This window comes from Nocardia sp. NBC_00881, assembly GCF_045207455.1.
GTDB lineage: Bacteria > Actinomycetota > Actinomycetes > Mycobacteriales > Mycobacteriaceae > Nocardia.
The window spans coordinates 311,919-324,973 of sequence record NZ_CP108798.1; the positions used below are offsets into that span (position 1 = coordinate 311,919).

At 62.5% G+C, this 13,055-nt stretch carries 12 protein-coding genes; 6 read left to right on the plus strand and 6 right to left on the minus strand.

The genetic code is table 11. From position 1 onward, the window contains the following. Nucleotides 1-175 precede the first annotated feature (175 nt). Nucleotides 176-781 carry a GNAT family N-acetyltransferase gene (locus OH799_RS00875; protein ID WP_406274304.1) on the minus strand — a complete coding sequence of 202 codons (606 nt, stop codon included), beginning with the start codon at nt 779-781 and terminating at the stop codon, nt 176-178. Nucleotides 782-913: 132 nt separating this feature from the next. On the opposite strand from OH799_RS00875, the gene OH799_RS00880 reads away from it, so the two are divergent. From OH799_RS00880 to OH799_RS00895, 4 genes are all read left to right on the plus strand, one after another. Then, on the plus strand, nt 914-1,069 hold the full coding sequence (locus tag OH799_RS00880; protein WP_406281696.1) for a recombinase family protein: 156 nt from the start codon (nt 914-916) through the stop codon (nt 1,067-1,069). A 308-nt stretch (nt 1,070-1,377) separates the two neighbouring features. Next, nucleotides 1,378-1,827: an SRPBCC domain-containing protein gene (locus tag OH799_RS00885; protein ID WP_406274307.1), complete on the plus strand. Its 450-nt coding sequence runs from the start codon at nt 1,378-1,380 to the stop codon at nt 1,825-1,827. Next, nucleotides 1,824-2,162, plus strand: a complete 339-nt coding sequence (locus OH799_RS00890; RefSeq protein ID WP_406274309.1) for an ArsR/SmtB family transcription factor — start codon at nt 1,824-1,826, stop codon at nt 2,160-2,162. The genes OH799_RS00885 and OH799_RS00890 overlap by 4 nt, the downstream gene beginning before the upstream one ends. 172 nt (nt 2,163-2,334) lie before the next feature. Then, nucleotides 2,335-3,138, plus strand: a complete 804-nt coding sequence (locus tag OH799_RS00895) for an SDR family NAD(P)-dependent oxidoreductase (protein WP_406274312.1) — start codon at nt 2,335-2,337, stop codon at nt 3,136-3,138. A gap of 184 nt (nt 3,139-3,322) precedes the next feature. Here OH799_RS00895 and OH799_RS00900 read toward each other — a convergent pair whose 3' ends face one another. The 3 genes from OH799_RS00900 to OH799_RS00910 form a co-directional block, all read right to left on the minus strand. Then, entirely contained in the window at nt 3,323-4,567 is a 1,245-nt protein-coding gene (locus OH799_RS00900) for an IS701 family transposase (RefSeq protein ID WP_406265588.1), read from the minus strand. 57 nt (nt 4,568-4,624) lie between these two features. Next, nucleotides 4,625-4,903, minus strand: a complete 279-nt coding sequence (locus OH799_RS00905) for an SRPBCC domain-containing protein (protein ID WP_406274314.1) — start codon at nt 4,901-4,903, stop codon at nt 4,625-4,627. A 233-nt stretch (nt 4,904-5,136) separates the two neighbouring features. Next, the gene (locus OH799_RS00910; protein WP_406274317.1) at nt 5,137-6,435 is read right to left on the minus strand and encodes a cytochrome P450; all 1,299 of its coding nucleotides are present in this window, start codon (nt 6,433-6,435) and stop codon (nt 5,137-5,139) included. 1,155 nt (nt 6,436-7,590) lie between these two features. Here OH799_RS00910 and OH799_RS00915 point away from each other — a divergent pair. Continuing rightward, nucleotides 7,591-8,583: a LacI family DNA-binding transcriptional regulator gene (locus OH799_RS00915; RefSeq protein ID WP_406274320.1), complete on the plus strand. Its 993-nt coding sequence runs from the start codon at nt 7,591-7,593 to the stop codon at nt 8,581-8,583. A gap of 176 nt (nt 8,584-8,759) precedes the next feature. Here OH799_RS00915 and OH799_RS00920 read toward each other — a convergent pair whose 3' ends face one another. Together OH799_RS00920 and OH799_RS00925 are read right to left on the minus strand one after the other, a co-directional pair. Continuing rightward, nucleotides 8,760-11,102 carry a hypothetical protein gene (locus OH799_RS00920; RefSeq protein WP_406274323.1) on the minus strand — a complete coding sequence of 781 codons (2,343 nt, stop codon included), beginning with the start codon at nt 11,100-11,102 and terminating at the stop codon, nt 8,760-8,762. A gap of 291 nt (nt 11,103-11,393) precedes the next feature. Further along, on the minus strand, nt 11,394-11,600 hold the full coding sequence (locus OH799_RS00925; protein ID WP_406281699.1) for a glycerate kinase: 207 nt from the start codon (nt 11,598-11,600) through the stop codon (nt 11,394-11,396). Between the two features lie 404 nt (nt 11,601-12,004). Between OH799_RS00925 and OH799_RS00930 the strand changes: the two genes are divergently transcribed. Further along, the gene (locus OH799_RS00930; RefSeq protein ID WP_406274326.1) at nt 12,005-12,151 is read left to right on the plus strand and encodes a hypothetical protein; all 147 of its coding nucleotides are present in this window, start codon (nt 12,005-12,007) and stop codon (nt 12,149-12,151) included. Nucleotides 12,152-13,055 lie beyond the last annotated feature (904 nt).

The window sequence follows — 13,055 nt, forward strand, 5'->3', positions numbered from 1 at the left end:
GCCGACCAGGAAGTCCGGTATCGGGCCGACGTGGAGGAGCGGAAAAGGCGCGGCGAGTACTGGGGATGAGCTTCCGCTCCCACGCAGCGGGAAGCCCAGGGAGTTCTCTAGGGCTTCGTGCTGTATTCGCAACAGGTGGGTGGGTCGGGATGTGGTCAAATCCGGCTGTCACGGGTCAGTCGTTGCAGGGTTTTCGGCCCGACATCGAGATCGGGTTTGTCACCCATACCATCCCGCGGCCGGACTCGGCCGGCGCGCGCTGTTCGCGCGGCACGATCCGATCCAGTCGGTACCCGATGCGGCGGGGAACGGCAGAACTGCGAGTATTGGCTGCGTCGCAATGGATTTCGACGCGACTGATCCCAGACAGACTCAACGCCGTCTCGGTCAGCGCCGCGGCGGACCGGGTGATCACGCCGCGGCCGGTGTGCATGATGTGGCACCAATACCCGATTTCCAACGTTGCGGACCCGACCCGGTCGTGCAGGCCGATTGCGCCGAGCAGAGTTCCCCTGGAGTCGAAGATGCCGTAGTTGAAGTCCCCGTCGGCTGTGGGCCAGCTCGCGGTCGCGACTTCGTTGAACTCCCGCTGCTGGTCCAGCGTCCTAGGCTCGGCCAACCACGGCATCCATGCGTGGAGGTGCTCGAACGACGCGGTGATCGCTTCGAATTGGGCTACGAGGTCCTGCGACTGCCATCGGCGGATCAGGATGTCGCCGAGGTCTATGCGCGGAGGCGCCGCAACTTCCGGCGCCAGCGCTGGGGGAAGCCCGGATTCCATTTGACGATCGTGGCCCCTGCCTAGCAGTCGGGCAACACAATATTGCCGCGACCAGAATGGGACTTGCGGCAGTCTGTTGGTGGGGCTGTCCGTCGTTCGATGTGGGCAGCGGGCCATGACTGAACTGCTCGAATTCGCCCGCCCGGCGACACCATTGTGGCCTACACCCTCGACCGGCTCGGCCGGAACCTGCGCGAGGTACTGAAACTGGTACACGACCTTGGCGAGAAGGGAATCGGGGCCCACAACCACGCGATCACGACCCACCGGGCAGTGTCGATGCTGTAGGTGGCCGACCATCAGGAACGCCGCCGCGGTGCCACCGCTCGCCGACGGGACCCCGATACGGGTGTGGCGGGCGCGCACTCCGATCAACGGCCCGACCTACGGGTACGGCGGGCTCGAGCCGGCGTGGTAGAGCACCTGGGCATGATCTGATCGCTACGGCCGATAGCAAGGCGTCCTGTCGATCGAGGCTCGCAGTCGCTGGGGTAAGCCTGCGGCGACCTTACGATCATTATGCAACAAGAGGTTGCAGATTGCCGGGGCGGCAGTTAGGGTCATATGCAACTAATGGTTGCTTATTGGAGGTTCGTGTGGAGTTCGGAAAGTTGGAGCGCGAGATCCGCATCGACGCGGCACGGGAGATCGTGTTCGAAGTGGTGAGCCGTCCCGAGCACATCAAGATGTGGTGGCCCGATGACGCGTCGTTCGAGCCAGTGCCGGGCGAAGTCGGCGAATTGGTCTGGGGCGACCGCGCCGAGGTCGCCTCGATCAAGGTGGTCGATGTGGACCCGCCCCGCAAGTTCGCGTTCCGATGGGTCGCTCCTGATGGTCAGCTGCCCGACGCGGACAACTCTCTCCTGGTCACCTTCGAGCTCGAGCCTTCCGGTGACGGCACGATTCTGCGCCTGACCGAGAGCGGCTGGCGGAAGAAGGGGTGGGAAGCCGCGGTGCTCGAGGAGGCCTTTCACGATCACGAGCGCGGCTGGGACTTGTTCCTGCCCAGGCTGCAGAGCTACGCCCCTTCCGTGGTGCCGCGATGACCGTCGCTGTCGACGACGAGCTCTGGTCGGCGATCGGGGACCCGATCAGGCGCCGTCTGCTCGACCTGCTGCTCGCGGAAGGAGTTGGTACGCCGACCAGCCTGAGCGATCGTCTCCCGATTTCGCGCCAGGCGGTCACCAAGCACCTGGGCGTCCTCGATCGCGCCGGGCTCGTGTATGTGACACCGATGGGCCGTGAGCGGCGCTACGAAGTCGACGAGGCGCAGCTCTCCCGCGCGGTCCGGCAACTGAATGAAGTCGGCAAGACCTGGGATGCACGCCTGAACCGCATCAAGCGGATCGCGGAACAAATCCAGCGTCAGCACCACGACTGACCGACAGGTCGCCGGAGAAGAACTCCGGCGACTCTCGGCGGCATCAGCCGCCGGCCTTCTGAAGCCTCCGGTAATTGCGGACGCGACAGAGCCCGCGGCGGCGACGGTGTGATCACCGAGCCTGCGTAAGCATCCGGAAAAATCAAATCACCTGGAGGACAAAATGAGCGGATTGCTGCTCGAGGGCAAGAACGCTGTGGTCTATGGAGGCGGGGGCGCTATCGGCGGCGCTGTCGCACGGGTATTCGCCCGGGAAGGCGCGAGGGTCTTCATCGCCGGGCGGACGCAGGCGAATCTCGATGCCGTGGCGCGTGATATCGCCGCCACGGGCGGGACAGTCGAGACCGCGCAAGTTGACGTTTTCGATCAACAGGCGGTCGACAAGCACGCCGATGCGGTCGCGGCGACGGCCGGCAGCATCGACATAGCCCTCAACGCCGTGAGTGTCCTGCACGACCAGGGGACTTTGCTGGCGGACCTCTCGCTGGAGGAGTTCATGCGGCCGATCGATGGCTTTCTGCGGACGCTGTTCATCACAAGCAAGGCTGTGGCACCGCACATGGGGCGCGAGCGTCCTGGCGTCATTCTGACTTTATCTGAGCCGGGTTCCAAACTGGCTGTAGGCGGCATCTTGGGACACGCCGTGAGCGCGGCAGGCAAGGAGGCCTTCTCGCGGAATCTGGCCGCGGAGCTGGCACCCAGCAACATCCGGGTCATCGGAATCCGTCCACACGCTGTCGTCGACGCGCCGGCAGCGGGTTCCTACACCAAGGACCTCTTCACGCATACCGCGGCAGCGGCCGGGCAGTCAGTCCACGAATTGCTCGAAGGCGGGGCGATGGCGCAGGGGACGCTGCTGAAGAGGCTGCCTACGCTCTCCGAAGTCGCAGAGACGGCCGCGTTCCTGGCCTCGGATCGAGCTGGAGTCATGACCGGAACAATCGCCAATTTGTCCGCTGGCGCACTTGTCGACTGAGAGAAGACCAGTCCGGCACCGGTTCGCCATGAGCATGGCCTGCTCACTTACGTTGGTGCCCTAGTAGTGCTTTGTTAGGTGTGAGGTGGTTGTTTTTCGGGTGGGTAGGGTTGGTGGCAGGTGTGGCAGTGTCCGGTCCAGGTGGCGAGTAGGTGTTGGAGTCGGCGCAGGACGGCGTAGAGGGTCAGGCCTGCGCAGGGGCTTTTGGGGTGTGGCGCAGTGTGGTGCAGATGGCTTGGGCGATGGAGGCGAGGGTGACGTGACGGTGCCAGCCGGTCCAGGATCGGCCTTCGAAGTGGTCCAGACCCAGGCCGTCTTTGAGTTCGCGGTAATCGTGCTCGATGCGCCAACGGATTTTCGCCAGCTGCACGAGATCTCGTAGCGGGATGCTCGGTGGCAGGGTGGCCAGCCAGTAGTCGGTGGGTTCCGGGGCTCCGGTGGGCCATTCGGCCAGCAGCCAGCATTCGGGCAGGCTGCCGTCGGGTGCGCGGGTGATGTTGCGGTTGGCCGGGCGCACCCGCAGTGCGAGGAACCGTGACCGCATCACCGCGCCGGGATTTCCTGGGGTCTTGCGGCTGCCGCGCCGCCAGGTGACGAACCGTCCTGCCGCGCGGCCGGCGGTGGTGATCATCGTCTTCGCGGTCATGGGTTTGTCGGGGTAGTCGGTGCGGGTTCTGGGCCGTCCGAACCCGGAGTAGGTCGGTGCCACCGGTCGGGCGGTGGCGGGATGGACGCTGGTCGAGGCCGAGACGGCCAGCACATAGGCCAGTCCTCGGTCGGTGAGCCCGGCGCGGAAGGCGGTGCTGTCGCCGTAGGCGGCATCAGCGATCACCGGGCGTGCGGGCATGCCCCAGGCGGCGACTTCGTCGAGCATGTCCAGGGCCAGTCGCCATTTCTCCCGGAACCGGGCGTGGCCGGGGATCGCGCAGCGTGCTCGCAGCGCCGCGATCCGCTGGGCTTCGGCGGGGTCGGTGGCGGTGTGGTCGTCCCAGGAACGGGGCAGATACAGCCGCCAATCCAGCGCGGCCGAGGACCAGTCGGTGACCGCGTGCACGCTCACCCCGATCTGACAGTTCCCGCGCTTGCCCAGCGCCCCGCAATACATCCGCGCCACCCCGGGTGAGGATGTGCCGTCCTTCGGGAAACCGGTGTCATCGACCACCAATGCGTCGGGATCGACGAACCGTGCCGCCCACCTGGTCAGCCGCGCCCTCACCTGGCTGTGGTCCCACGTCGAGGTCGTCACGAACTGCTGCAACTGCTGATGATCCACCCCCAGCCGTGCCGCCATGGGCTGCATCGACTTGCGCTTACCGTCGCAGAGTAGGCCCCGCAGATACAACTGTCCCTTTGCTCGCTGATCCCGACGGGCGAACCCGGCGAACATCTCCGCCGCGAACTCCTCGATCACCGGACGAACCAACTCCATCTCCTCACCCAACACCGTTCAACCACAACACATCTCGCACCACCTAACAAAGCACTACTAGGCGCCGGTCAGTGCTTTTTCCGTGTTCGTCTGTGCCTTGCCCTTGCCATTGGGCTGCCCTGTACCGGCGGTGATCAGGTCCCGCAGGCTGTTGGTGATGTAGTGAGTCCATCCCTCGGAGCAGGCGCCGTAGCACTCGTACTCGGAGACCAGGCCGTGGTGGGTGAAGTTGATTTCGGTCTTGCCGTCCTTCTCCGCGATGTCAAAGCTGATGGTGGTGCCGTTCCACTCGTCTTGTCCTCGGTGAAGTTGAAGTAGTTGTCCAGCACGAGCCAAGAGACTTTCTCACCCGGCAAGGATTCGATTACGCGAAGCGTGCAGCGGTGTACGTCCTCGTAACTGTAGGTGAACTCGTCGCCGACATTGATGGTTTCGCCTTCGATGTCCTCCGACCACCAGCCGCGAACATCGTTGATGCCGTCGAAGGCTTCTTTCGGGGTGCCGACTACCGACAAGGCGGTGGTAAAGCTCTGATCACTCATTCTTATTCCGCTCTGGCGGGAAATTTGTCATCGTCGGGTCACCTGCATCCGGACGGGGTTCGTCATCCGGAGTGTCACCAGCGGTGCGGGTTCGACGGTTTCGTCCTGTGTGAGGGTGAGCCGGTATCGCTGCAGTGTAGCGGCGATGACGAGAGGTATCTCCAACATCGCCAGCGGCTTTCCGATACAGAGATGGCGGCCCTCGCCAAACGGAATGTACGCACCGCGGTGGCGTCGCTCGGTTTCGACAGTCAGGAAGCGGTCGGGTTTGAAGAGTTCGGGATCGGTCCAGAATGATTGATGCCGATGTAGGTGGTAGGAGCTGTAGAAAACCGTCGTGCCGCGCGGCACGCTGTAGCCGGCGATGTTGTCGTCGACGCGCGCGCTGCGATAACCCTGCCATCCGGGCGGGTACAGACGCAGCGTCTCATCGATGATCGCCCGGATCCACGGCAGCCGGGCGAGATCAGCCGTCGTCGGTACCCGCCCGCCGAGCACGGCGTCGACCTCGGCGTGTGCTTTCTCCTCGATCTCGGGGTGCTTCGCCAGCAGATACCACACCCAGGACAGTGTGTTCGCGCTCGTTTCGTGGCCCGCGAACAGCATGGTGAACACCTCGTCGCGTAACTGGCGCTTGCTCATTCGCTCACCGGTGTCCTGGTCTTCGGCGCTGATCATCATCGATAGCAGGTCCGCGCCATCGCCGTCGATGTGCTGGTGTCGGTCGATTATGCCGTTCACGATCTCATCGATCTGGTGCATGCTGCGCCGGAAACGCCGGTGTGCGGGCGTCGGTACCGATAGTGGAATGAACGGGGTGCGGACGTGAGCGGCCAATCCCCGATTGGCCTGGGCCACCGAACCGGTGAGCTGATGTAGGCAAGCCCGGTCGAGGTCGAGCTTGAACAAAGAACGCAACACGACTTGGAGTGCGAGCCCGTTCATCTCCGCTTCGATATCGATGGGCCGCCCACTGGTCACATGCTGCTCCCATGTGTCGAGTCCGGCGAGCACCGTGTCCCGGATGGTTTCATAGAGCTGGGCGATCCGGTTCTTGTGGAAGGCTGGCTGCAGCATGCGGCGTTGCTCGAGCCAGCTTTCCCCGCCGACGACGGAGGCGAGGCCGTTGCCGAAGATCGTTCGCGCAATCCGATGCGGCGTCGAGTCGCGTTCGTAGTTCCCGGCTCCGTCGACGAGGATGTGACGGATATGGTCTGGATGGTTGACCAGGATAATCGGGATCGGGCCGAGCCGGAACCGCGTGATGTCGCCGTACTCGGCGATCAGGCGGGTGACGAATCGCAGCGGATCACGCGGGAACAGCACGGTACTCGATAGTAGATTTCGGGACCCGGGCGGGTCGACTCGGCAGCGTTGGGAATCTATTTGGTCATGCACTCCAATATCATCCCCCTATCCGGAAAATCGTTGTGGTGTACCAGGCGATCGACTCTTTTCATATCTACACCGATCGTTTAACTATCGTGAGCGTACAAGTGGCTCAGCAAAGCATCCGGTCGGTCAGCAGGATGGCCCAGAAGTTACCTGATAGATCTTCGACGTATGACCCCGGTGCACGCGCTGCCCTGAACAACTGCGGTGAGATTGTTTAGCCGGCGGACGATTAGTTTAGATTCTCTACCGTTTGCATCGGACAATGTGTTCGGAAATGGACGCATAACAGACTTTCTTCTGATGCTTTCTGTGATAGTAGAGGGGCGGTGCTCCGATGAGTCCGAAAACCGGTGCTGAAACGTCTGTCCTCGGCACCGTCGTCGCTCTTCCGTGGGGGACGATTGCTGCGGAACGGCGACTAAGACCGTCCTGCAGGTGCTGCCGTCGCGGCAACGAACGATCGCGAGTGACCACAGCGGGCATCGGGACGTGATCGTCACCGGCAGCCTCAGCATTGTCCAGTCGCTGACGGCCCACGATCTCGTCGACGAGTACCGGCTGTTGATCTCCCGACGGTGCTCGGTGCAGGCGATCAACTATTTCCGGCCAACCGACCGCCGCTGTATCTCGAGTGTCGGTCGGTGGAACCGGTCGGCGCCGCAATCCTCGCCCGGTACCGAAGGTCAGCTCAGTGAGTGCCGAACCTTCACACCACACACAACCGCCCCCGGCAGCGACCAGCCCAACGCCGCCCCGACGAAGCTGATCGCAAGCCAGCCAGGTACAGACCTCGCCTGGACAAGCCCCTCCACAGATCATGCCAATATCTCGGCCGACAAGCTGCCACGGTCCTGATCCACGCTGGTCAAGGCATTAGATACAGCGAATTGGACAACATCATTGCCAGAAATTGCCGGTACACGAACTGACCTGTCGTGTTACTGGCAGCGGTTCAAGGTCAATGGGATTCGGTGGGTAGGCGGCCAACAGATACGATCCGTGAGGACCCGAGGCACGATCGAATCTGGCGAGCTGTTTGGAGGAGCGATGAGTCGGCCTGCACGGCGTCCCTCGGTGCGACCTACGATGAAGGCCATAGCCGATCGGGTCGGTGTGAGCATCAAGAGTGTATCCCGGGTCCTCAACGGGGAGGGCGGAGCCTCGCCTGAGACTGCCAACCGCATTCTCGCCACCGCCGAGGAAATGGGTTTCCGCCGCAACGAACTTGCTCGCGGATTGCGCCAAGGCAGTCGTACCAACACGATCGGTCTCGTCTTGAAGGAATCGTCTACGCGGTTCTTCGTCGAGCTGATCCGTGGCATTGAAGACGTGGCGGAACGACATGAATTGTTGGTTGTCACTGCCACTTCGCGCTCGTCTGACCAGGAGAAAGCGACGCTGCTTGCGCTGTCCTCCAGGCGAGTCGACGGTTTACTCATTGTCCCCGCCAGCTTCGATCAAGCCTATCTACGACCCGAACAAGCGGCTGGGTTGCCGCTGGTATTCATTGATCGACCTCCTGCGGGAATCGCTGTGGATGCCGTGCTCAGTGACTGTTTCGGAGGAGGCTATGCCGCGGCGGCTCATCTGATGGAAAACGGGCATCGGCGAATCGGCGTGATCGGAGGATTTGCATCGGCGTATACCGTCTCGGAGCGCCTACGCGGCTATCGTGCGGCTTTCGAGACCCACGGTATCCGTGTAGACCGAAATCTCATCCGCCTCGACACCGAGGGAGCATCTGAGGCGGAGGCTGCCGCCGACGAGCTACTCGACCTGGCAGACCCCGCTACCGCCTTTTTCACACTTGGTAACCACTGCACAGTCGGCGCCATCCGGTCCTTGCGCGCGCGGGGAATCAGCAACGATCGGGCGCTGGTGGGTGTCGAGAATATGGAACTCGCCGACATGCTGGAGCCACCCCTTACCGTCGTCACGCATGATATTTCCGACATGGGCAGAATCGCAACCGAGCGACTCCTCGCCCGCATAAACGGTGATGATTCCACTCCGCAGGTAGTGATTCTGCCTACTCGCATCATTCCCCGAGGCTCCGGAGAGATCCCGTCGGCCCGATAGCGGAAATTTCTGACGAAACGAAGCTTCGGACTTTGCAATATGTCCGTCCCCTGACTCATCGACGGCGGCGCGGGTAGCCGCGCCCATCGGTCGGCCCTGAGGATCAGACCCGACGGGTGCGCGTCCCGAGAAGGTGGGATTCTCGGCTTGGGCGGCGATCAGCGGGCTGGATGGGTTCAGGGGCGTGTCGTTGGTGGTGGCGCATTCCACGGGGTCCTGTTGACCCCGGCTGCCCAGAGGTCGGAGTATTGAGCGGCGTTGACCTCGGCTTGGACTGCCTGGAAGCGGGCATAGTCATTGGGGGCCTCCATGAGGAGGTTGACGGCCTCGAGGCTTCTCCTAGCGTGTTCGGTTCCGATGTAGGTCATCATGCGGCCGCCGCTTGCGAGGTCATTGCCCACGCCGTCAGTCGCCAAGGTCCTTATCGCTTGTATCTCCAGCTTGGAGGGATTGCTGAGGTAAGCGTCCGCACGCGCCCGTTCCGCATCGGTGAGGCCGCGGATAACGTGTTCCCCGTTGGCTTCTCGAAACTTCACCGCGAAGGTCTCTAGTGTTCCGTAGCTGGCCGGCGAGTGCTCCTCCGTGTCGGCGAGCCTCAACGCGGTGACAAGTCTGCCGACGGGCTTGGACAGGAGAGTTTCGTCCTCGGCATCTCGCAGAACTCTCGAATGGAGCCGGACGGCTTCGTAGACCTGGTCGCTATCGGTCCATCCGGTAGCGATGAGGCCGGCACCAGCATTGAGGAGGGTTCCACCGAAATCGGTTACGCCATGGACGGCAGCTGCGGCACCTCTAGTAGTGCCGATGCCACCGCGTCGGGCGGCGTAGCTTGCGCCAGCCCTGATCTGGTCCCGGTCCAGGTACATATTGACCATTTGACCGTTGCGTCCGTAAATATTCGTGTTCGCGAATGTGTCCCATGTTGCGAGCTCCGCCCGGTGTCTCAGTCTGGAGTGACGGTCGAATGGCGTCCTGCGTCCGAGGATCACGCCGATTATCGGGTTGGCGTTCATGGTGTTCAGGGCGGCGAGCTGGGTGACCAGGCCAGCCGCCGACATGGTGTGATTCGTCCCTACCGTGCCCATTCCCAGGGCGGTGCCACCGGCGGCGCCGGCGGCGGGTCTCGACGCGCCCTGCAACGCGAGGGCGAATCGGTTGGCTATCCAGTCGTTGCCGCGGTGCAGGCTACTGTCCAGGCGCCGCAACTGGAAGATGGCGATGAGCATCACTATCCCGGCAAGGACGAATACCGTCATGACCTGGCCGCGGGCCTGCTCGAACAGGTCACCCAGAAATAGCGCGTATACGCCGAGGAATACGGTGTAGGCGGCCATCCTTGCGGCCGAGACGAAGGAATCGACCATATTACGGACCAGGAACGTCTGCGTGGGTCCATAGATGAACCCGCCTGCGGCGAACCCGAAAATAGCCATGATGGCGTGGTAGATCGAGTCCAAAGCACTCCAGACAATCTTGATCCCCAGATAGGCGCCGAACAATAACAGGATGGTTCCGAACATCAGCAGTAGCAGTCCCGTGGTGATCTGGCCGAAACCGGGATGGTTGGCTTTGGCGTACGCGGACGAGTCCCCGCATGTCTTCATCGCGTTCACGACCTGTGAGTCGTCACCAGACTGGACTGTCGCCGACCAAGCCGCGCGGCAGCGCGGCGAATCGTCGACCACGTGACCGAAGTTCCATACCTGCACTGGGCGCCGCACGAAACCGTCGGCCAGACTGCCCTGAATACCGGCTACCACATTGCCGGGATCCGGATCGGAGTCGCCGTTGAGGCCCGCTGCTATCGAGACGCCGACGTCGCGACCTTGGGCCAGAAGGCCGTGCGAGGAAAGCACATCGGCCAGCGGATCTGCCAGATATATCGGCCCGAGCACCGCCACCCCCACCAGGGTCATCACTTGCATCACGGCCTTGGCGTGATATCCACGCACTACGAACCAGGCGACAAAGAACGCACCGACCGCCGCCGCCACTGTCAACACCATAGGAGTGGCTACTTGACGGGTCAGACTGTCGGCGGTCCCCGTCAACACTCGACTGAACATGTCGAGCCATTGGAAGGTCAGCGCAAAGCTCATCACCCAGATCGCGGTGACCACAATCGCCATATACCCCGCGAACTCCAGGCCGATCACCAACGACACAGCTGTGTTGTCCGGATGCAACAGACTGCCGTGGTTGGTGGCAAACATGTAGTCGGCCAAGGGGACTCCAGAGGAATCCCGGATCTCCATCCAACTGATCCCGTCGATCACGGACATTCCCGGCGTGACACTGCGCGTCTGCGCCGTCGCCACCGCGCCGACCGGGCCTGGGATCACCACCAAGGCAAGGGTGACGATCAGAAGCCACATGGTTCTGCGCCGGCGGAGTGTGGCGTTGACCCAATCACCACACCGCCGCGCCACCGGCCGCAGCTGCCACCGGGCGGGATCCCAGAACGCCAGCTCCCACGCCGACGGCCACCGCCTATTCCCCGACCCGATACCTGTCGTCATCGGATACCACCGTTCCAGTCAGAGCAAAACACTTGGCGGCCGCAGGTGCAGCCTTATCTGCTGCCGCTCCACCGCAGCTGCCAGATTACGTCAACGTTGACGCGCAATTATGCACGGTCAGTCCACTCTGTCAGTATCCGACCGACTAGATTCCAACAGCGTCGAGCAACCGCGCCGACCGAATCGGCAACTGCCGCCTGGGGTCAAACAGCTGCGGGCCATGCTCGCGGTGACCCATGCCCGCGCTCGAGGTGGCGTTCCACCGCGTCAACCGCTTGCCGCTGATCCTGGTCATGCTTCTGAAGCGACTATGCGATGCACCCTGCCACCTGCCGCAACAGTGCAGCCGCGTCTGCCGTCGACATCAACGCATCGGGCTCCAGCTCGGCGAGATGTAGAGGCCTGCGAACCCCGCGGCTGCCCTACGACCTTGCCGTGCAGGCTCTGCGCGTCCAGCGATCCCTCGCCGGTGATTACCAGGTCGGCACCGGCGATCAGATCCGCAGCTAATTGGAGGCAGACCTTGGCAGAGAGTCTGTCGAAGAGATATTTGCAACGTCAACGTTGACCTAATACTCCGTGCCGATAAGGAAGCTAGTTCGCGGGCGCGGAGTCATAGTCGCGAGGTCCGCGAGGCATTGTTGGCCGCAGTTTCGACCAGCTGACGGCGGGCGCCGTCGCCGAGCTCGAGGAACGCGATCTCCTCGCCCGTACGCGGCCGCAACTTACGCACGCGCGGCAGATCTCGTCCGGGATCGTGGGAATATCAGATCAGTGATCGTAGGCATTTCCCCCATACCGCCCGATTCGGAGGGCTGAGAGGATCGCTGTCAATAATGGATGTGCAGGATCGGCCAGTGTAGCCCAATCGGGAGTCAGCCGAAGCGAACATAGGGGAGCAGATGTCCCAGGAAATCGGGGACGAGCAATTGGGCTTGGCCAGTCTCACGCCACAGCAGCGTCAGCAGCGGATACTCGAACTGGAAAATAAATACACCCGGGCGAAAGCGGAAGCCAAGGTCGAGCTGGATTCCCAACAGGAGCGATAGAGGTTTGCGCGAACAAAAATAAAATGATTCCCGATGCTCGATCGGCGCGGGGTATGGATGGCCGACCCTCGTATTTGTGATTCAGGCAGCCCTCTGCTCATAATCGTATTGCCATCGCCACACCTGGTTGGTGACATTATTTGTCGGCCCACTACGTTGCGGAACTATCCGATGTTCTCTACCTAGGAAGCTTCGGCCTGAAAGCTGCGGTCGGGGTACGCCAGGGCAAGCCGACCTGGTTGAACGCACTTTGCCCGACTGTCCCGCAGGGGCGCGGCCCTGGTTGTCGTCCGATGTGGTCGTCTATTGGGCGAGCAAGGCGGATTGCCGGATGCGGTGAGATCGGCAGCAACCTTCGTTCCGGTAGGACTGTACGGAGAGTCTGGTCTTCCCAGCGGGGAATCATACGAACAGCCCTCACGGAAATGCCGACGCGCGGAGGGCATCGTAGGCATTTCCCCCATGCCGTCCTGGCCGACAACGTGGAAATGTCGCATTAGTGGCCAACCCACACCATGCGCCAGAAGATGATGCGAGGCACCATCGACGGTGACAACACGCCGATCACTCCCTTCGCGTGGAGGGGTAGATGCTACGTGGGCAGGTCGCTGAAGGAATGGGAGCAACGATGTCGTGCTGGGCGCTGCGGTCGGTTACCTGCCGTCGATCGGGTAACAGCGTGGTCGCCTGAACCCGAATGGATTCGCTCCAGGTGTGAGTGCTCGGCACCCACACTGCCCCGACAAAGGTGTCGGCGGCGGTTCACAACGGTGTGGACCTGGAGTCCATGCTCATCAGGGCTGGTGGACCTCGACGGGTTCGTCGGCCGATTGCGATTGCCTATGGATCCGAGAGAAAAGCCTAGCGTATTCGGGTGGATAGGTAAATGGCCACATCGCCAGAA